This window comes from Bellilinea caldifistulae (assembly GCF_001306055.1).
GTDB classification, from domain to species: Bacteria; Chloroflexota; Anaerolineae; order Anaerolineales; family Anaerolineaceae; genus Bellilinea; species Bellilinea caldifistulae.
In genome coordinates this window covers 198,346-218,924 of record NZ_LGHJ01000019.1, presented here as the reverse complement: position 1 = coordinate 218,924, position 20,579 = coordinate 198,346, and the positions used below count along the sequence as shown (strand labels likewise).

At 52.1% G+C, this 20,579-nt stretch carries 17 protein-coding genes; 10 read left to right on the top strand and 7 right to left on the bottom strand.

The genetic code is table 11. The features are described 5' to 3' along the window. Positions 1 to 9: 9 nt before the first annotated feature. A complete protein-coding gene (locus AC812_RS14360) occupies positions 10 to 1,323 on the bottom strand; it encodes a hypothetical protein (RefSeq protein ID WP_061917811.1) in 1,314 nt (437 codons plus the stop codon). 136 nt (positions 1,324 to 1,459) lie between these two features. On the opposite strand from AC812_RS14360, the gene AC812_RS14355 reads away from it, so the two are divergent. Beyond that, entirely contained in the window at positions 1,460 to 2,386 is a 927-nt protein-coding gene (locus tag AC812_RS14355; protein ID WP_061917806.1) for an SDR family oxidoreductase, read from the top strand. Continuing rightward, positions 2,387 to 3,838 carry a DUF3536 domain-containing protein gene (locus AC812_RS14350; RefSeq protein WP_061917803.1) on the top strand — a complete coding sequence of 484 codons (1,452 nt, stop codon included), beginning with the start codon at positions 2,387 to 2,389 and terminating at the stop codon, positions 3,836 to 3,838. It abuts the gene before it with no gap. 1 nt (position 3,839) lies between these two features. Here the strand turns inward: AC812_RS14350 and mutS are convergent, their stop codons facing one another. Continuing rightward, positions 3,840 to 6,413, bottom strand: a complete 2,574-nt coding sequence (gene mutS / locus AC812_RS14345) for a DNA mismatch repair protein MutS (RefSeq protein ID WP_061917800.1) — start codon at positions 6,411 to 6,413, stop codon at positions 3,840 to 3,842. A gap of 173 nt (positions 6,414 to 6,586) precedes the next feature. Between mutS and AC812_RS14340 the strand changes: the two genes are divergently transcribed. Genes AC812_RS14340 through AC812_RS14330 form a run of 3 tightly spaced genes read left to right on the top strand, consistent with a single transcriptional unit; the run spans position 6,587 to position 10,347 of the window. Next, a complete protein-coding gene (locus AC812_RS14340; protein WP_061917797.1) occupies positions 6,587 to 8,785 on the top strand; it encodes a choice-of-anchor X domain-containing protein in 2,199 nt (732 codons plus the stop codon). Positions 8,786 to 8,811: 26 nt separating this feature from the next. Beyond that, on the top strand, positions 8,812 to 9,759 hold the full coding sequence (locus AC812_RS14335; RefSeq protein WP_201797719.1) for an aldo/keto reductase: 948 nt from the start codon (positions 8,812 to 8,814) through the stop codon (positions 9,757 to 9,759). 30 nt (positions 9,760 to 9,789) lie between these two features. Next, positions 9,790 to 10,347: a hypothetical protein gene (locus tag AC812_RS14330; protein WP_061917794.1), complete on the top strand. Its 558-nt coding sequence runs from the start codon at positions 9,790 to 9,792 to the stop codon at positions 10,345 to 10,347. Between the two features lie 10 nt (positions 10,348 to 10,357). Here AC812_RS14330 and AC812_RS14325 read toward each other — a convergent pair whose 3' ends face one another. Then, on the bottom strand, positions 10,358 to 11,164 hold the full coding sequence (locus AC812_RS14325) for a segregation and condensation protein A (protein ID WP_061917791.1): 807 nt from the start codon (positions 11,162 to 11,164) through the stop codon (positions 10,358 to 10,360). A 67-nt stretch (positions 11,165 to 11,231) separates the two neighbouring features. Between AC812_RS14325 and moaC the strand changes: the two genes are divergently transcribed. The 5 genes from moaC (at position 11,232) to smc (ending at position 17,980) form a co-directional block, all read left to right on the top strand. Then, on the top strand, positions 11,232 to 11,714 hold the full coding sequence (gene moaC, locus AC812_RS14320) for a cyclic pyranopterin monophosphate synthase MoaC (protein ID WP_061917953.1): 483 nt from the start codon (positions 11,232 to 11,234) through the stop codon (positions 11,712 to 11,714). Then, a complete protein-coding gene (gene moaD / locus AC812_RS14315; RefSeq protein WP_061917788.1) occupies positions 11,707 to 12,417 on the top strand; it encodes a molybdopterin converting factor subunit 1 in 711 nt (236 codons plus the stop codon). The genes moaC and moaD overlap by 8 nt, the downstream gene beginning before the upstream one ends. Before the next feature lie 2 nt (positions 12,418 to 12,419). Next, positions 12,420 to 13,532, top strand: coding sequence for a threonine synthase (locus AC812_RS14310; RefSeq protein WP_061917785.1), 1,113 nt, complete (start codon positions 12,420 to 12,422; stop codon positions 13,530 to 13,532). An 87-nt stretch (positions 13,533 to 13,619) separates the two neighbouring features. Then, a complete protein-coding gene (gene rnc / locus AC812_RS14305) occupies positions 13,620 to 14,339 on the top strand; it encodes a ribonuclease III (RefSeq protein ID WP_082149135.1) in 720 nt (239 codons plus the stop codon). A 35-nt stretch (positions 14,340 to 14,374) separates the two neighbouring features. Continuing rightward, positions 14,375 to 17,980, top strand: coding sequence for a chromosome segregation protein SMC (smc, locus tag AC812_RS14300; protein WP_061917782.1), 3,606 nt, complete (start codon positions 14,375 to 14,377; stop codon positions 17,978 to 17,980). A gap of 52 nt (positions 17,981 to 18,032) precedes the next feature. Here smc and AC812_RS18190 read toward each other — a convergent pair whose 3' ends face one another. The 4 genes from AC812_RS18190 to rpsF form a co-directional block, all read right to left on the bottom strand. Next, positions 18,033 to 19,337, bottom strand: coding sequence for a peptidylprolyl isomerase (locus AC812_RS18190; RefSeq protein ID WP_061917780.1), 1,305 nt, complete (start codon positions 19,335 to 19,337; stop codon positions 18,033 to 18,035). An 87-nt stretch (positions 19,338 to 19,424) separates the two neighbouring features. Next, positions 19,425 to 19,709 (bottom strand): 30S ribosomal protein S18, encoded by a 285-nt coding sequence (gene rpsR, locus AC812_RS14290; protein WP_061917779.1) that lies wholly within the window; start codon positions 19,707 to 19,709, stop codon positions 19,425 to 19,427. Positions 19,710 to 19,721: 12 nt separating this feature from the next. Next, the gene (locus tag AC812_RS14285; RefSeq protein ID WP_061917777.1) at positions 19,722 to 20,135 is read right to left on the bottom strand and encodes a single-stranded DNA-binding protein; all 414 of its coding nucleotides are present in this window, start codon (positions 20,133 to 20,135) and stop codon (positions 19,722 to 19,724) included. 28 nt (positions 20,136 to 20,163) lie between these two features. Then, the gene (rpsF, locus tag AC812_RS14280) at positions 20,164 to 20,448 is read right to left on the bottom strand and encodes a 30S ribosomal protein S6 (protein WP_061917775.1); all 285 of its coding nucleotides are present in this window, start codon (positions 20,446 to 20,448) and stop codon (positions 20,164 to 20,166) included. Positions 20,449 to 20,579 lie beyond the last annotated feature (131 nt).

The following is a 20,579-nucleotide window of genomic DNA, read 5'->3' as shown; positions in this document are numbered from 1 at the left end:
GTGCCAGCCTCATTCCAACCAGTCAATCTGGCAGCCTTGTTTTTGCAAGGCAACCAAAATATCCTCGGGCACCTGATCGGGTGTCACTGCCAGGGTAATGCGATTTGCCAACCGGGCTTCATCCAGTGAAAAACCGATGGTGGGATGGTATTGCGAGATGAAACCGGCGTGTTTTTGGAAAACTGACACAAGGTGGGCTTCTTTGTTCTCCCCAAGGTAAAGATAATGCTGAAGGGGACGAATCGCTTTTCGAAGAGAGTCTTCATCAAGGATTCCATGAATGTTCGGGCGAATGATTGGAACATTTTTCAGCTGACAAAGATGAGAGGCTGCTTTGGAAACCGGTTGAGATTCTTCAAACCATGCAAAGGCGTAAGATGGGGTACCTTGATCAGCGCTCAACAACCAGAAGTTAACGCTGATGATTTCTTCTGGCAAATGAAGGGATGCGGGTTTGTTTTCCAATGGTGTTTTTGAAGATGTATTCAGGCTGTTGATGATTTCCAAAAGGTTTTGCTGAACTTCTGGTGTATTTTGAAGACCTGAAAGAAGTTTTTCAGGAGAAGCTGGCAAACCTGCCTGAAGAAGAATCATCGGACAGCGTTTTTGAAGAACAGCCTCGCTGATCGCACTGTACCAATCGAAAGCCCGGAAACCGCGCTGGTCTTGTGAGTGTGGCGGGGTAAAGTAAGGGCGTGCTTCTGGCCAATTTTCCGGGCCGCCTTCCCCCCAGTTCAAAGGATGTTGAAAAGTCCAGCCATAAACGGCAAGGATCAAGCGATCGAGTAGGGCAGATTCCTTTCGGCGCTCGATTGCCTGTAAAGAAGCTCGCAGGAAGGTCGTATCCCAAAAGTTACCGCCCGGTTCCAGAGGAGGAAAAATTGGAAAAGCACCGGCTTCCATGCTCAAAGCCGCCAGCGGCAGGTAGCGATCCAAAAATCGTTCGACCAGATCTTGCTGAGCCCATTGGTTGGCCGGCCAGGATTGATGAATGTTGGGACGGTCAAAATATTGATGAAAGACGGCGCCCCAAGCGGAATAGGCTTCCACCAACGGCGAAACGGCCCTCAAATCGGGCGGGCTTTGCAGGCTGACCGGGAATTGAATCACCGGCTGGATACCGGCTTTAAGCAGACCACTGATGAAATACTCTGGAATAGCGCGGTTGATTTCCGTACGGAGGACCATCCAGCCCACACCCAAATCCATTAACAACGGCAACCATTGCTGTAAGTCTTTTTCTGTGTAATGGAGGGTATCCGGGAAATAATGAAAACCGAGTTTCTGGCGGGAGGTTTGGGGAGATTGGGTATTTGAGTTCATGGTTCTATTTTCCGGTCATCCATCAAAACAGGTGGGATTGATGGCATAAAATGCAAGTTCCATGCCACTTGAAGCCTGAACTTGAACAGGGTTTGCACCGATAAAAATGGACAATTCTGCTATAATTCAACCAGTCATGATCCTTGTAACCGGTGGTACCGGTTTTGTTGGTAAAGCTCTTGTCCAACACCTGATTGCCTCCGGCAAAACAGTGCGGATTTTGTTGCGTCCTTCCAGGGTTTCTCCCCAACTTCCGCGTGGAGTTTCAGTAGATGCGGCTGTGTGCAGCCTGCGGGATGAACGTGGTTTACGCGCAGCCATGCGCGGCGTGGATACGGTCATTCATCTGGCGGGCGGTGAACGGCAGAGTGGGCGGGCAAACCTGACCGAAGTTGATGTACTTGGCACGCAGGGGTTGGTCAACGCTGCCAAACAGGCCGGCATCCAACGCATTCTTTATCTCAGCCATCTGGGAGCTGATCAGGTATCGGCTTATCCGCTTTTGCGTGCCAAAGGACTGGCGGAGAACATCTTGATCCGCTCTGGGTTGAATTACACCATTGTCCGTTCGGCCGTTATTTTTGGGCCGGGTGATCAATTTACCACTGCCTTTTCGCGGTTGCTGCGCTTATCGCCGGCTTTTGTGATGATTCCGGGAGGAGGCAGTTCCCTGCTTCAACCGGTTTGGATTGAGGATCTGGTCAATTGTCTGGCGTTAGCCATTGAGCGAGAGGATTTGATCGGTCAAACGATTTCGATTGGCGGGTTAGAGGCACTTACCTTCCGTCAGATTCTGGTTTACCTCATGGAAGCGATGGGAATCCAGAGACGGTTTTGGAGTGTTTCACCACCAACATTACGTCTGCTGGCTTTGCTTGCCGATCAAATTCCCGGTTTTCCGGTTTCAATTTACTGGCTGGATTACCTTGCCGTTGACCGGACAACTTTACTGGATTCGATCCCACGTACTTTTGGAATACTGCCAGCCCGTTTTTACCGTCAGCTGGATTACCTGACACCATCAAGTAAACAATCAAGCCGAAGAAGAGGTTTTGTTTTATAGATGAGCGAAAAAGCAGTGTGTATCCATGGTCATTATTATCAACCGGCGCGAGAAGATCCGCTGACCGGTGAGGTTCCCGTTGAAGCGGGAGCGCATCCTTATCGAAACTGGAATGAACGCATCCATGACCAGTGCTATCGCCCCAATGCGGAATTAGGCAACTTTGAAAAAATCAGTTTTGATCTCGGCCCAACCCTGATTAACTGGATGATTTCGTATGACCCGGCCACTTTTGCCCGCATTGTTGAACAGGAAAGGCGGAATTATCTGCGGTTTGGGGTTGGAAACGGCATGGCCCAGCCTTATCACCACACCATTTTACCGCTGGCAAAACGACATGATAAGATTACCCAGATTCGTTGGGGGATCGCCGATTTTCAGCATCGTTTTGGTCATTCGCCAGCCGGTTTGTGGTTACCCGAAGCAGCCGTGGACCGGGAAACCCTGCAAATACTGGCCGATCAGGGGATTGAGTTCACCATTCTTGCCCCCTGGCAGGCCGAAGATGCCCAAATTGATGTGGGGTTGCCGTACTGGGTGGAATTGGATGAAGGACGCCGTCTTACCGTCTTTTTCTACGAAGCCGAATTGAGTATGCGGGTCAGTTTCGACCCGGCTGCAACCTCTAACGGGGATCGGTTTATGACGGACTTTATCGTGCCGCGCCTTTCTGCCAATGGCCATCCAACGGATGAGGCTAAGTTATACATCATTGCGTCAGATGGCGAATTGTACGGCCATCACCAGCCGTTTCGAGATAAGTTTTTGTATTACCTGACTCACCGGGATTTCACTCACCCGCGGTTGATACAATTTACCTATCCGGGGTTGTGGTTGAGACAGTATTCCCCCAACCGCTCCGTTCGAATTCGCGAAAACACATCCTGGAGCTGTCATCATGGGGTTGCCCGCTGGAAAGAGGCCTGTCCGTGCGCTCCGAACGGGGATTGGAAGATGAAACTGCGTCAAGGGTTAGATTGGATTGCCGATCAGGTTGATAAGGAATTTGTTAAGGCGGTTTCCCCTTACGCAAAAGAAGTCTGGGAACTGCTGTATGCCTACATTGAGGTTTTGCACGGTAAAGTTTCGGTACGGGAATTAATTCAACGCGAGTTAAAGAATGATCTGGAAGAATCAGAGATCCGGCGGATTGACTTGCTATTAAGAGCGCAGCTTTATAAACAACGAATGTTCACTTCTTGCGGCTGGTTCTTTGAAGATTTTGACCGGATTGAACCGCGGATCGTCGTCACCAGCGCGGCGCAGGCGGTTTGGTGGTTGCGTGAAGCGGGTGGTATTGACCTGATTCAGGCCGCAAAAGAACGCCTTTCAGAAGTGCGATCCTGGCGCTCCAACCTGCGCGGCGATCAGGTATTCATGAAACATATCGAAAGGCTGCGTTACGAGCAGTTATCCTTCCCATTTGTTCAAACAGATATTGAGCGTTTTTGAATTAACCGTCTTTTTCCAAAAATTTACGCTGCCATTCGTAAAGCTTATTGAGCGCCTCGATGGGCGAGAGATTGTTGATGTCCAGTTTTTTCAATTCATCGAGCAGGGGATTGGTCTCTGGGAAAAGGGCAATTTGCCGGGCGGCCAGGGGGTCAATCCGAACGGCTTTACCGGCCGAGGCTTCTAATTGACGCAAAATCTCTGCAGCGCGTTGGACAACCGCCTGTGGCAGTCCGGCCAGTTGTGCGACATGAATGCCGTAAGACCGGTCAGCGCCGCCTGGGACGATTTTATGCAGGAAAATTACTTTTCCCTCGGACTCACTGACTGCAACATTGTAATTGCGGACGCCGGGCAGCAAGTCGCCTAACTGAGTTAATTCATGATAGTGGGTGGCAAACAACGTGCGTGCCCGCAGACGCGGGTGATTATGGATGTACTCCACCACAGACCATGCGATGGAAAGCCCATCGTAGGTGCTGGTACCGCGCCCAATTTCATCCAAAATCAGCAGACTGCGGTGGGTGGCGTGATGCAGAATATTGGCAGTTTCGACCATTTCGACCATGAAGGTGGACTGACCGGCGTGGATCTCATCCTGGGCACCGATTCGGGTAAAAATGCGATCCACCAACCCAATCGTAGCCTGACGGGCTGGTACAAAACTGCCAATCTGCGCCATGAGAACGATCAAGGCAACCTGCCGCAAGAAAGTGGACTTGCCGCTCATGTTCGGGCCGGTGATGATACGAACGATTTCACCGGTTTCAAAGACGGCGTCATTGGGCACAAATCGTTCACCAATCAGTGTTCGCTCAACGACGGGGTGGCGTCCATCGCGAATATCGAGCGTATGATCCTCGGTCAATTGTGGGCGGCAATACTCCCCAACGGCAGCCGCTTCGGCCAGTGAGGTGAGGGTATCCAGTTCGGCAAGGGTGGCGGCGCTGGTGAGTAGTTGGGGAGCGGCTTTGGCAATTTGCTGACAGATTTGTTGAAAAAGGCGGTTTTCAATTTCACGGATACGATCCTCCGCATTCAGTACCAGCGCTTCATATTCCTTCATTTCAGGGGTGATAAACCGTTCGGCGTTCACCAGCGTTTGTTTACGAATGTACTCGGCCGGTGCAAGATGGGCCGCTCCACGAGAAATTTCAATGTAATAGCCAAAGACTTTGTTGTAACCCACCTTAAGGGTTTTTATTCCCGTTCGTTGGCGTTCCACCTCTTCCAGCTGCGAAATCCACTCACGGGCATGAGCGGAAGAGTCAATGACCGAATCCAGTTCAGCCGAATAACCGCGGCGGATGACTCCGCTATTCTGTAACGTCGCCGGTGGGTCATCGCTGATGGCCGCTTCCAGAAGTTGGAGGACTTCCGGACAGTCGTACAGATTTTGCAGCAGGGCGGAGAGGTGCGGCAGATGTGAGGGAATCAATTGACGGATGTGGGGCAATAATCGCAGAGTAGCACGCAGGCTGACCAGATCGCGGGGGGTGGCGTGGCCGGAAACCACCCGATTGGTCAAACGTTCGAGGTCAACCAGCGGGCGCAAGGCTGCACGCAACTCGCTGCGCAGCATGCCATCTTCCAACAACTCGGCAATCCGCTCCTGACGGCGTTGAATGGCGCGAATGTCCAGAAGGGGTTTGCTGACCCACTGACGAATCATGCGTTTTCCCATGGGGGTTACAGTGTGATCCAGAACGCTCAATAATGAGCCCTCCGTACTCCCGCTGCGGATGGTCTCGGTTAATTCAAGGTTGCGGCGAGTGGCTGCATCCAGCACCATGAAATCGTTGAGAGTGTAGGTGGCAATTCGATTGAGCAAGCGCAGGGCAGCCGGTTGGGTTTCCTGAAGATATTGGAGAATTGCGCCGGCGGCACGGATGGCAAGCGGCTTGCCGCGCAGGCCAAATCCGTCCAGAGAAGCCACTTCAAAGTGGCGCAAGAGAGTTTCCTGACAACGGCCGCTTTCAAAGCGCCATGCCTGCCAGCGGGTGATGTGCCCCGGCAGGTTGTGGTTGAGATCAATCCCTTCCGGGAGGATGATTTCGGCGGGTTGTAAACGGATTAGTTCGGCGCGCAGTGCACTTTCGGCATCGCCGTCGGTCAATTCGGTTGCCAGAAATTCACCGGTGGTGATATCCACGTAGGCAATTCCGGCATGGTTATCCTGGATGACGAGCCCCGCCAGATAATTGTTGCGATCGCCTTTGAGTAAGGTTGGCTCAATGATTGTACCGGGCGTAACCACGCGGACAACCTCGCGAGGGAACAAACCGCGCGTAGGTTGATCTCCGACCTGCTCGCAGATGGCCACATGGTAACCTTTTTCGATCAGGCGTGCCAGATAGTTTTCAACGGCGTGATAGGGAATACCAGCCATCGGCACGCGGCTGCCTTTTGCGACATTGCGCGAGGTGAGGACGATGTCCAGCTCGCGGGCGGTGATTTCGGCATCCTGATCGAAAGTTTCGTAAAAATCCCCCAGGCGGAAGAAGAGAATAGCATGGGGGTACTGGCGCTTGATTTCGAGGTACTGTTGACGGATGGGAGTAACGTCTTCGCTCATTTGAACTTTCTGAATGGGAGGTGTTGTACACAGCCCTGCATGTTCTATCTGCGGGAAAAACTGCCTGATGAAGGTAATTCTACCAAAAGAACAGACATAAGACGAAGATACCTACACGCTTTTCAATTTTGTGGCTTGAAATGGGTGGATGGACAATCTAAAATAACCTTGTAATGAAATGGATGAGGATTGTTGCCATTTTTGCTATTCTCACGGCGGTTTTCCCTTCTAGCGCGCTTGCACAGGGGAGTGTGGATGAATTGATCGTATATGACGATCAACTGGCGGAGAACTGGTTGAACTGGTCGTGGGGCGGTAGCGTAGAATTGAACTCTACGGCGGCAGTTTTTGCCGGCAGCCGCAGTATTCAAGTAATCTATGAGGGCTGGGGAGGACTTTCTTTCTACAAGGCTTACGTTCCTCTTTTGGGAAAAACCTATCTTCAGTTCTTTGTTCACGGTGGTGCAGGAGCGGATAAACCGCTGTGGTTCTTTGTCAATTTCGAGGACGGTAATGAAGGGCCACGCGTACCGTTCACGGCGAAAGCCAATCAATGGCAAAAGGTTGAGATACGGCTGAGCGATCTTAACCCGGACAACCGCAAAATTAGCCGGCTCAACTGGCAAAATGCCAGTGATCAAACTGGAGTTACGGTTTATTTCGATGAGATCAAGTTTGTGGGAAGTGTTTCGGCGAATGCCCCGCAGATTTTGAACGCGGAATATCGTTCTCATTCCATCAGGGCTGGTTCCAGTCTGCTGGTGGTTCGGGCTGAGGTGAATGACCCGCAAGGAAGTGATACGATTGGGCAGGTGAGTCTGGAAAGCGATTGGGAGAACTGGCAATCTGTACCGTTGCTGGACGACGGCCTGAACAATGATGAGGAGGCAAATGACGGCGTTTTTGGGGCGGCGTTTGTTCTTCCGGCTCAACTGGCGGGACGTGAAATCGGTCTTTTTATTCGAGCGACGGACCGCGATGAGAATGTTTCCACCCGTTATTTGGGGGTATTATCCGCGCTGGGAGATTTCAGCAGTCCACTGCCGGCTGCATTGCCGCAAAAACTGGGATGGGGGAGCAATGCGTGGAGCGAGAACCCGGCGGATGACTGGCAGAAAAATACCGGTCTGCCGTGGAGTTATGTTTATCAGTATATCACCTGGGGATGGGAAGGGTGGGGCGGCAACTTCGTGAAACGGTTTGTACAACATTCATGGAATAATGGATTTGTCCCGGTTGTTACGGTCTATATGATGCTGGGGGCAACAGGCGGTAACGAAAACGCTGCGGCCTATGCCGAAAGATTGAAAAATCCGCAAGTTGTGGAGAATTATCTCCAAAGCCTCGAAAGAGCGCTTGATGAAGCAAATGGTCAGCAGCCGGTAATTTTTGTCATTGAACCGGATTTTTACGGTTTTATGCAGCAACTCAGTAACTCTGACAGTCCACCGGAAGGGGTGCGACCGGATGACCCCGATTCATTCATAGTGGCTTTAAATAAAACCGGTTATAGCAATACGCTTTCTGGCTTCGGACAGTATATCATTGACCTGATCCACAGCCGTGCGCCGAATGCACTGGTTGCCCCAATGGTCTCCATGTGGGGTGTAAACCGCGATCCGATGCTGGCAAGCCTGCCTGACCTGACGGAGTATGTCCGACGCACCGCTGGTTTTATGCGCAAAATGGGCGCCGAGCGTGCCGATTTGATTACGGTGGAATGGTCTGATCGGGACGCCGGGCGCGGCATCCGCCCATGGTGGGATGACCGTGATGCCGAACTGCCCCGACCAAACCGGGCTATCTTGTGGGGGCATTTACTCGCTCAGCAGTTGAACAAACGGCTGCTCTTGTGGCAGGTGCCGGTCGGCAACATGGATTTGAACGACACCTGTCAAAATTACCGGGATAATCGGGCGGCATACCTTTTTCATCATCCACAAGATCTGTGGCAGGCTGGCTATGTCGGTATCCTGTTTGGTGGGGGAGATGACTGCTCAACACAGGTTTGGACGGACGGCGGGTTTGTGGAAAATCAGGCGCAATTGTATTACCAACCGCCCTCCGCTCCGCTTGACCTGCAAGTGGTGATGGTGAGCGGTGCAATCGCCCGCCTGCGCTGGAAAGAAAATCCCGAAAACGATGTGGTTGGTTACCGTTTGTACTATCAACCGGAGGAGGGCGGACCAATCGGCTGGGTGGATGTGAGCATGCGCAACTCGGCCGTGCTGATCCTCCCAATCAAGGGACGCTGGCGAATATGGGCAAGGGCTTATGATTTGCATGAGGGGGAAAGCCCACCGTCTAACACGGTAATTGTGGAAACCGATCAGTCCGCTGAACGCCTTTACCTGCCGGTGATTCGTAGATAAAATCTAAAAAAACACGGAAAAAAACGATGAGCGAACATTCAGTCCAACTGAACACAATGCCGGTCTTTGAAAATGTCGAAATCGGAATTGGTACGTGGGCGTGGGGTGACCGTATCTTTTGGGGGTACGGAAGTGGATACGGTGATCAGGATTTGAAAGAAGTCTTTGAGTTCTGCTGCCAGAGAGGTTTCACCTTTTTTGATACTGCAGAAGTATACGGGCAGGGGCGGTCGGAAAGATTGTTGGGTAAGTTCATGCAGGAAACGAATTTTTCGGTTCGCATAGCCACAAAATTTATGCCGTTCCCCTGGCGGTTGAGTAAAAATTCATTGCGCCGTGCCTTGCAGGGCAGTCTCAAACGGCTGGAACGCAGCAAGGTGGAGTTGTATCAGATTCACTGGCCTTTTCCGCCGGTGCGGATTGAAACATGGATGGAAGCACTGGCTGAAGCGGTGCAGGATGGTCTGGCAGAAGCCGTGGGGGTTTCTAACTATGACCGTGCTCAAACCCAGCGGGCTTTTGAAAGTCTATCTCGGCTGGGGGTGCGGTTGGCGTCCAATCAGGTGGAATATCATCTTTTGAATCGGAAAGTGGAGAAGGATGGGTTGTTGCGCCAGTGTCAGGAATTGGGCGTGCGCCTGATTGCTTACAGTCCACTAGCGCAGGGGGCTTTGACCGGCAAGTACTCTCCTCAGAGTCCGATGCGCGGTTTTCGTGAAAGGCGTTACAACCGCCGCCTGCTGGAGCGGATTCAGCCGCTTATCCAAAAAATGCGCCAGATCGGGCAGGATCATGGGGGAAAGACCCCCTCTCAGGTGGCCATCAATTGGGTAATTTGCAAAGGCGCGCTGCCAATCCCGGGAATCAAAAATGTGCGTCAGGCAGAGGATAATCTGGGGGCGACTGGCTGGCGTTTGACCGATGAAGAAGTGGCCATGCTGGATGAATTGAGCGATCGGGTTACAACTGCCTGAATCGGCGTGCATTCGATTATAATTGCGCCCATGAGTAAAGAAAAACAAGTCCGCTTCATCCCTTTTCACGCAATCAATGAATTTATGCTGCCGGAATACCGCCTGAAATTGCTTCAGGAGGTCTTTGGCAATTTCGACCGTCTGTCCGAGGAGCGCCAAGCCGCAATCAACCGGCTGGTGAAGAAACTGGTGAAAGTGGCCGGTTTTCGCAACAGCACCCTGGCGCCGGCAGCGCTCAAAAGTCGTGCGTCTGTTTCGGCCTTTGAGCGTTCTCCGGAGATGGTGGCACAAATCTGTCAGGCGTGGTTTGAACTGCACACCGATTTAGCCGCCAAAGTGGTGGCGTTTTTACAATCCAGGGGCTGGGAAGTGTTGCCGGTGGAAGCCGACCGTGCCGTCCTGCCCGGATTTTTAACCCGTTGGCCGGAAAAGGATAATTTTGTAACGCTGGATGATGCTTTTGCTGAGGCCTATCCGGAGGATACCACGCATGAGTATGACCTGAATATGATGATCGTCTGGGTCAGCGGACGGTTGCCGGTGGAGCTGGTGGCTGAAGAGAGCGAAAATCTGCCATCAGAGGAATGACGCTTCTCTTTCACGGTTGCTCTTCTTCATCTTCGTCCCAGTTGATATTTTCCATGTCCCGGCTCAAATCAGCTGCGGGTTGGACTTCGATGTCAGAAAACAAGCCGTTTTGCTGGGCGGCAACGATGCGCCGTTTGACCAGTTCCAGCAGCGCCAGAAAGGTAACCACTACCTCAACGCGGCTGGTATCTGGTCGCAAGAGAGAGCGGAAAGTGGTCATTCCGCCAGTGCGTAAGCGGTGGATGATGGTTTGAATTTTCTCGCGGATGGTGATGCGAGGCATACTAACCACCCGATCCAAGGCGGTAAGTGTCGGTTTATTGAAAAACACACTCCTTGCGGCGTTAACCAGATCCTTCAAAGTCAAGCCGCTCAAATCAAGACGAGCCGGCGGTAATGGATGAGGGGGAGGGGCTAGGCGCAGGTAGGTGCGCAGCTGACTTTCCTCGCGTTGCTGAAGATAGCCAGCCAGTTCTTTGAAGCGCTTGTAAATGATCAACTGACGGGCGAGGGCTTCTCCGGGGTCTTCTTCGGTTATGCTGGTTTCAATGACGGCTGGGCGAGGCAGCAGGGCGGCCGATTTTATCTGAACCAGCCGTGCAGCGATGACCAGGAAAGCGGATACCTCGGCCGGATTGTGTTGCTGCAACCGATGCATGTATTCCAGATATTGATCGGTGACCTGTGCCAGCGCCAGACGGGTGATATCCAGTTCAGCCCGTTCAATCAATTCCAGCAATAGATCCAGAGGGCCGTTGAATACCTCCGTGTTGACCTGATAATGCTCGGTCTGGTGAGCGGCGATTTGAAGACTCATGCGGCTGATTATAACATTGTGCGGAGTGGCCAAGGTGTGTAAGCCGGTTTGGCATTATAATTTTGCTATGACCGATTCGAAACTATCTCACATTGATGAAGAAGGCCGGGCGCGTATGGTGGACGTCGGCTCAAAGCCGGAAACGGAACGAACAGCCGTCGCAAAAGGCGAAGTCCACCTAAAACCCGAAACCATCTCATTAATACGTGCGGGTCTGATGAAAAAGGGCGACGTGCTGACGGTAGCCCAGATTGCCGGTATTCAAGCTGCCAAGCGCACCGCCGAGTTAATTCCCCTGTGCCATCCGATTCCCATCCATCAGGTTCAGGTTGATTTACAAATTCGGGATGAATTACCGGGCGTCGAAATCACCGCGCGCTTGAAGAGCAGTGGCAAAACCGGGGTTGAGATGGAAGCCCTGACCGCGGTAGCGGTGGCAGCCCTGACCGTTTACGACATGGTCAAAGCAGTTGAAAAAACAGCCCGCATTCAAAACATTCGTCTGGTAGAAAAACGCGGCGGTGTAAGTGGAGATGTGATCAATGAGTGAAATGGGAGCGATAAAAGTCTTGTTCTTTGCTCATCTTAAAGAATTATGCGGGGTGGATAAAGAAATGATTGTCTTGCCCCAGCCTCTTCGGGTAGCGGATTTGAAGCGCTTGCTGGGGGAGCGTTTTCCCCTAATCAACGAGCGGCTGGCGAATGTACTGGTGGCAGTAAACCAGCAGTACGCCGCTGATGAGGACTGGATTCAAGCCGGGGATGAGGTGGCTTTCTTTCCGCCGGTCAGCGGGGGCAGCCCGCCGACGATTTTCCGAATCACCTCGGAGGAATTGGACTTGAACGAACTACTAGATGAGATTACCTTGCCGACAACCGGTGCCGCCTGCATCTTTACCGGCATGGTGCGGGGGGAAACGTGGCGCGGCGAAGTCCACCAGACCATTGCGCTGGAATACGAGGCCTATGTACCGATGGCAGAAGCCAAAATGGCACAGGTCGCCGCAGAAATCCGCGCCCGCTGGCCGGCAGTCGAAGGCATTGCAATTGTGCAACGCGTCGGTCATCTCAAACCGCGCACACCTACCGTCATGATTGCCTGCACGGCAGCTCATCGGGATACAGGGGTATTTGAAGCCGCCCGCTACGGAATTGACCGATTGAAGGAAATCGTCCCAATCTGGAAAAAAGAAATCATGCCGAATGGCGAAGAATGGATTGAAGGAAGTTATCATCCTCAGAAGGGTGAATAAACATGGCAAGAATCCAATGTGTGGTGTGCGGCAAACCATATCCGGATGAGGGTGTACCGTTTCGCTGCCCGGAGTGCGGCGGAGTTTATGATTATGACGATGTCCCTCACTTTTCGCTCGATGAGCTCCAACATCACCTGCCGGGTTACTGGCGGTACCGGGCTTTTTTTGATCTGGTCGAAGGCGCACCGGTGGTGACGCTTGGAGAAGGGAACACGCCATTATTGTGGGAAGTCATAGCGGATCAACCGGTGGGGCTCAAAATGGAAAGCCTCAACCCGAGCGGGTCCTACAAAGACCGCGGCAGCGCTGTGCTGGTCAGTCAATTACTGGGACGAGGGGTGAATGAAGCCGTCGAGGATTCTTCCGGGAATGCCGGGGCATCATTTGCGGCGTACGCTGCCCGTGCCGGTTTGAAGTGCCGCATTTATGTTCCAGAGAGCGCTTCTGGCCCGAAGCGACGGCAAATTGAATGGTACGGCGCACAGCTGATTCCTGTGCCCGGCCCGCGTTCGGAGGCTGCCCGGGCTGTTTTACGGGAAGCAGAAAAAGGCGTGCCTTACGCCAGCCATGCTTACCTGCCGTTTGGCCTGATGGGAATTGCCACCATCGCTTATGAAATTTGGGAACAGATGGGCAGAAGTGTACCCGCCAGTTTGATTGCACCAGTTGGGCATGGCGGCTTGTTGTTGGGGATTGTACGGGGATTTTCTGCCTTGAAAAAGGCAGGATGGATTGAACGAGTACCTTACTACGTGGGTGTGCAGGCAGCTGCTTGTGACCCGGTGGTACGGGCTTTTCAAAGCGGATTGGATGCAATGGATGCCACAGGGGAAGGGGATACCCTCGCGGAAGGTGTGCGTGTTCGTCAGCCGGTCAGGGGTAAGGTCTTGATTGAGGAAATTCAAGCCAGCGGAGGGGATTTTATAGCCATTGAAGAAGAAGAAATTTACCAGTCTTATATTGAATTGGGAAAGCGCGGCTATTATGTAGAACCCACCTCCGCTCTGGTTTGGGCGGCTGCAAAAAAAAGCTTATCGAAAATACCCCAGCCAGTAGTTGCCGTAATCAGCGGAAATGGGTTAAAATATTATCCTTCAAATCAAACTCATTGAACTAAAGGAACGCGAGCTACTTGAGCGGTAATGGATTGGATAATCCGGCTGGGTGGCTTGCGCCCCTTGAGTTCCGCGGAGGAATCTATGGAAAATGGTGATCTGCATTTTGTGCAGGAATCGCCTGAGGAACTGGCAGCCCGTTTGGGGCTGGAATTCAATGATCCGTTGCTGCTGTACCGATGTTTAACTCACCGTTCTTACCTGAACGAGCATCCAGAAGCGCTGGAAGATAACGAGCGGTTGGAATTCCTGGGGGATGCTGTGTTGGATTTTGTGGTAGGGGCATGGCTTTATCATCATTACCCCGAAATGCCCGAAGGTGATTTAACCCGTATGCGCTCGGCTCTGGTACATACCGAGCAGCTGGCCGATTTTGCCCGCCAAATTAAACTGGGGAATGCCATGCGTTTGGGAAGAGGCGAGTCGCAGGCTGGGGGGCGGGATCGTTCGGCGTTATTGTGCGATACCTTCGAGGCTTTAATCGGCGCTATTTATCTGGATGGTGGTATTGAAAAAGTGGAACAATTTCTATTTCCTTTTCTGGAAACAGCAGCGGAAGATATCCTGATCAACCGAAAAAACGAAGACCCAAAAAGCCTCCTTCAGGAATGGGCTCAGTCGCAGGGCTTTCACGCTCCACAGTACGTCACCCGCTCAGAACAGGGGCCAGACCATTCCAAACTATTTGAGGTGGCGGTGGTGATAGGCGGCGAAGTTTATGCCGAAGGTGTTGGACCCAGCAAACAGGCAGCCGCCAAAAACGCAGCCCGCAAGGCGCTTGAGAAATTGGGACTGGTGTTCTAAAACCCAGCCGGAAAGAAGAAAAGATTGAGTCCTTCATGACCAGCCGATTAAAAACCCTTGAACTGCAAGGTTACAAAACTTTTGCCAGCCGGACAGTTTTTGAATTCCCGGGCCGAATTACCGCAATTGTTGGGCCAAATGGCTCTGGTAAATCCAATATTGCGGATGCCATCCGGTGGGTGCTGGGTGAACAATCGTATACCCTCCTGCGCGGCCGAAAGACTGAGGACATGATTTTTGCCGGTTCGGAATTGCGCCCGCGCGCCAGCATGGCATCGGCAATGATTACCTTTGAAAATGAGGATGGCTGGCTGCCGATTGATTATGCGGAGGTTTCCATCGCACGGCGTGCCTATCGGGATGGGCAAAATGAATACCTGCTCAATGGTCAACGGGTGAGATTGAAAGAAATCTCCGAGATCCTGGCACAATCGGGCCTGGCGGAACGAACTTATACCATCATCGGTCAGGGTTTGGTAGATGCTGCGCTTTCTCTACGCCCAGAAGAACGCCGAAAATTTTTTGAAGAGGCAGCCGGTATCGGTTTGTACCGCTCAAGGCGGGAAGAAGCGCTCAATCGCCTGGAACAAACCCGCCGCAATCTGGAACGGGTTCAGGATATTCTGAGCGAACTAGAACCACGATTGAAGAGCCTGGAAAAACAGGCTGCCCGGGTGATCGAATACGAGCGGATCAAAGCCGATTTGCGACTGCTCCTGCGAGAATGGTACGGTTACCAATGGCAGCGCTTACAGGGAGAGCTGACCCACGCCCGTGAAGTGCTGACCGTACAGGAAAATCGGCTGCATCAAGCCCGTCTGCAAAGCCAACAGGTGGAAAAATGGGTGCAGGAAATTCGGCTTCAAGTTCAACGATTGAGAGAGGTGTTGAATGAGTGGCACACCCAATCGGCGGTGGTGCATCGGCAGCGGGAGGAAATCAACCGCACTCTGGCAGTGTTAGATGAACGTCAGCGTTCCCTAAACGAACAAAAGACGACTACTCAACACGACTTAACCCGTTTGGAAGAAGAACATCAGCAACATTCCAGGCGATTGCAAGAAGTAAAGGAAGAACTTGACGCTCAACAAACCGCGCTTCGTGATGCCGGACAGCAGGCGGAAGCGGCTCAAACTGCTTTTGCTGCAAAGAAAGCCCAGCGGGATCAGGTGGAAGGAGAGGTTCGTGATTTGCGTCGAAAATTAACCCGTCTGGAAACGCAGCAGGTTGAAATCAATGCACGCCAGCGGGAGTTGTTTCATCGGTTGGAACGATTAGAAAGTGAAGAAAACCGTCTGGCGCAGCAGATTCCGCAATTGGCAGATGCGCTTCACCAGTCAGAAATTGAGCTACATGGGGTTCAAAAAGCGCTGGATGATCTGGTGGGTAGAAGGCAGCAAGTGGAAGTTGGGCTATTGGATTTGCAAGAGAAACAGCGTCTGCTCGAGGAAAGCCGCAGTCAACTGTACGAACAAAACAACGCAATCCGTGCCGAGTTGGCCCGTAAACAAGCCGAGCGTAAAGTACTGGAACAGGCCGAAAAAAAACTCAGCGGGTTAGGTCAGGGTGTCAAACTGATTATGATGGCAGCCGAACAACGCAAAATTGGGGGCGAAATTCACCCGATAAGCCGTCTGATTGAGGTGCCTGCTGAACTGACGACTGCGTTAGCGGCTGTGTTAGGGGATCGTTTGGAAGGTCTGGCGGTCGAATCGGGAGTAGAACCCGAAGAGGTCTTTCAAGTTTTGGAAAATGCCGAAAATGGACGGGCTGTGTTATTTCCGCTGGAATGGTTGAGAGGCGAGAGCCATTATCCCGCACCGCAGGAGGAGAACGTCATTGGAAATGCCGCTGAGCTGGTTTCGTATCCTCCGGCGATGAATCAGCTGGTCAGGCTATTGTTGGGAAAGGTTTGGGTTGTCCGTGACCGGAAAACAGCCCGGAAACTTTTCCCCAATCAGCCTCCTGATTTGCGCATTGTGACGTTGCGCGGCGAGGTTTTTTTTGGCAGTGGTGAGGTGCGTGCCGGTAAGGAAACCCGCGCCGAAATCATCTCCCGCCCGCGTCAATTGAGGGAGCTGAGCGCAGAAATCCGCAATTTGGAGAAACAACTGGCGGATGGAGAAGCATTCTTGCTCGAAAACCAGAAACAACGCGAAGCGCTGGAAAACCAGCGGCGGGCGACCGAGAAGGAATTGGAAGAGGCGCGGGAGCAGGAAAAGCAGCAACAGCGCCAATTGCAAAAAATTACCATGCAGGTAGAACAATCCCGTCAAAAATTGAACTGGCAGCAGAGTCAGGTGGAACAACTCACTCAACAAATCCAGAGCAGTCAAAAAGAATTAAAGGAACTGACGGGGCAATTGGATGTCCTGAGACGCGAATCTCAAGTGGTGGAGTCCAATGTGCGAGAAAAGCAGCGATTGCTGAACGCTCTTGTACTGGACGAGCTTCAAGCCCAGGTTGTTCACTGGAATACGCAGGTAAGCGTGATGGAACGCGCCATGCAGGACACTCAGCGGCGGATGAAGGACTTTCAGCAGACACTTGAAAGGAATGAGCAGCAACAACACACATACCGGGAACGCTTGAATCAACTCGACCGGTTTTTGGCTGAGATAGAAGAGGAAAAGAACCGGTGCAAGGGCGAAGCAGCACGGTTGAATCAAGCCATTGATGAGGTGCAGTCCAGGATTCAACCTGCCGAAGAAGAACTGAACGAACTGGAAAATAAATACGAGGAGTTACAAAAAGAATTGAGCGCCGCCCAGCAGAATACGGCGGTTGCCGAACGGCATACCACCCAGGCTCAACTGGAATTTGGGCGGTTGCGCGAAAATCTGGAAAGTTTGCGACAGCGCATTGAGGAAGACTTTGGGCTGGTGGCATTTGAGTACCAGAGTGAAGTTTCTGGTCCAACGCCGTTGCCGTTGGAGGGGATGGTCGAGCAATTGCCGGCGGTCAAAGAAATTCCGCCCGATTTGGAGGAAAATATCAACCGCCAGCGCAGCCAGTTGCGGCGGATCGGAGCGATCAACCCGGATGCTCATGCGGAGTACCTGTCGGTTAAAGAGCGTTATGAGTTCCTCATTCAGCAGGTTGCGGACTTGAAGAAGGCCGATCAGGACTTGCGGGAAATTATTGCTGAGCTGGACGGGCTGATGAAGACGGAATTCCGCAAGACATTCGATGCGGTGGCGGCGGAATTCAAGGAAAATTTTGCTCGATTATTTGGGGGTGGCACAGCCCGGCTTGTACTGGAGAATGAAGAAAATCCCACAGAGGGAGGCATTGATATTGAAGCGCGCTTGCCGGGCCGGCGCGAGCAGGGATTATCGTTGCTTTCGGGCGGGGAACGCAGCCTGACGGCCGTTGCCTTGATCTTTTCCCTTCTGAAAGTATCCCCAACGCCTTTTTGCGTGCTGGATGAAGTGGATGCCATGCTGGATGAAGCTAATGTGGGTCGCTTTTGTGAACTGCTGCAGGAGTTGAGTCACAATACCCAATTCATTGTAATCACGCATAACCGCAACACGGTTCAGGTAGCGGATGTAATTTATGGGGTGACCATGGGAAAAGATACCGCCAGTCAGGTTATCTCTCTGCGTTTGGACGAGGTGGGGGAAGAAATGGTGCGTTGAGAAAAAAGACCGGGGAATAACCACGGTCTTTTTTATGGATGAAAAGTTGAGATTAGAATCCCAGACCGGGCGGGAGAGTCGGTACGGTTGGTACTTTGGCGATCCAATTCTCGTTCCGTTCGATCTTAAGACTGGCTTTGGTTTCCTCCAGCCACGAGTCGAATTTTTGCTGTTTGAGGGTGCTGAGACGGTTTTCGCTGACCGGCCGGCGTTCTTTCCCCAGCAGCTGGATGATGTGATAGCCAAATTGACTTTGTACCGGATCGCTAATTTGTCCGATTTCCGTCATGGAAAACACAGCATTTTCGAACTCGCTGACCATTTGTCCTCGTTCGAACCATCCCAAATCTCCTCCACGCTCCTTGGTGGATGTGTCGGTTGAAAATTGAGCGGCCAGCTGAGCGAAGTCGGCACCGTTTTTGAGTGATTCAGCCACCACGGCGGCTTCCTCAGGCGTTGCGACCAGGATATGGCGAGCCCATACCCAGTCCTCTTCGGTCGGCACATCTCTGGTAATTTCATCGAAGACCTTTTGGTAGAGCAATGATGAGCGCACAATTTCTCGGAAGGTCTTTTCATCAATTTGTGCTTCGGTTTTTAAGGTCGCCAGATAATTTTCCAATCCGCTTTTGAAGCCTTCCTCGGTCATGGGGGTGGGGGTTGGGAAGGGTGTGCTGGTCGGACCGAGTGTGACGGTTGCCTGAGGAGTTTCCACCGCTGTCTCGGTCGTTTCAGGGGATTGGGTGGGGGTCGGAGCCTCGGTGGGGGTTGCCGTATAGGGCGCCAGCGTTAACTGCTGAGGTGAATAGGTGGCGGTGCTAAAGGGGGTGGCGGTTGGGATCGCGGTCGGCGTGCCGTCCGGGAAAAATCCAAAGGCTTCCTGGAATGCTTTTTCCACTTCCTCATCGGTCACCGTGATACCTAATTTTTGGGCCTCGCGCCGGATGATGGCTTCATTGATCAACTCATCAATAACCTGATTGCCCAATTGAGTTGGATCATTGAGTTTAGAAACGTTCAATTGAATTTGGGAAGTGAAGTAATTGGCAGAATTTGGGTCGGCTTGAAAGAGTTGCTGATACTGGGCAAGTTGAATGGTGTTCTGGATGAGCTGAAAACGGTCAAAACGGGCGCGGTTCTGAAATTGCTCCAACGTAATTTTCTCACCATCCACTGTAGCCACGGGACGCATGTTTTGCAGGTAGAGTGTGTCTACCACCCCGTAGCCCAAAATGAGGACTACCGCAACGGCAATGGTGATGGTCACCATCAAAACGATGCGGCGTTGCTGCCGTTCTTTTTCAACCCGGCTTTGTTGTTTGCGGGAAACTACAGCAGGTCGGGATGTCTTTGCCATCTGAAAAGCCTTTCCAAATCAAAAAATAGAAAAGGGCATTGGGCGTGTTTTTGCCCATGCCCTGAACGTTTGCCACAGGAAAAAGAATTAGCGGATTGCCTCACTCCAGTCTTCGGCAACAAAGGGGAGCAGGGCAATGTGGCGGGCACGTTTGATTTCGCGCGCCAAAACCCGTTGATGTCGTGCGCAAGTACCGGTCTGGCGACGCGGCCGGATTTTACCTTCTTCGGTAATGTACCGGCGCAAGAGATCCACATTTTTGTAATCAATGGCCAGGTCTTTATCAGCGCAGAACTGACAAATCTTAGGTCGGGCGACGAATCGCCGTGGACCGGTAACCTGTTCGTTCTCGCCTGGAATTTGGTCGGTCATACTATCTTACTCCTAGAACGGATATTCGTCTTCAATTTCTTCTTCCTCACCTTCTTCAAGAGAGGGGGAGGTTTGATTTTGGGCATTATCACGGCGGTCACCGAGTATCATCATTTCACTGGCGACAATTTCGACGGAAGTATGCTTAACCCCTTCAGAATCTTCCCAACGGCGGGTTTGAAGCCGACCTTCGACATAGACTTGCTGTCCTTTGGTCAGGTATTGTTTACAAATTTCTGCCAGATTGCCCCAGGTCACCACATTAAACCATTCGGTTTCCGTATGGCGTTCACCGTCTGCGGTGTTCCATGTGCGGCTGGTAGCCACGCTGAAAGTGGTAACCGGTCGTCCGGAAGGGGTGTAACGCATTTCCGGATCGCGTCCCAAATGGCCGATGATCATGACTTTGTTAAGACCGCGGCTCATGATATTCTCCCTCAAAAAAATTGGTTTCTCAATCGCGGTTGACGATTAAGAAGCGCATTACCTGTTCCTGAAAGCGCAAATTGCGTTCCAGTTCATTGCTGAAGGCGGGTGGCATGTTCATGTCGAACAAAATGTACTGGCCTTCGCGGCGTTTATTGATCGGATATGCCAAACGCCGTTTTCCCCAGCGATCAATTTTGCTGACAGTCCCACCGGCTTCCGTGATCCAACCTTTTACTTTTTCGACCAGTCCTTCAACGGCTGTATCGTCCAGTTCCGGTTGGAGGATGAAAACCAACTCGTAGCTGCGCATGTAGGGATTCCTCCTTTCCTTGGGATTGCCCTTTGTCCCTGCCGTGAGCCGGTCAAAGAGCGGAAAGCAACCGTGTTGTGCTGCGTTGCAAGCCGATGTAGTTTACTACAAAAAAGATTTTTTGGGTAGGT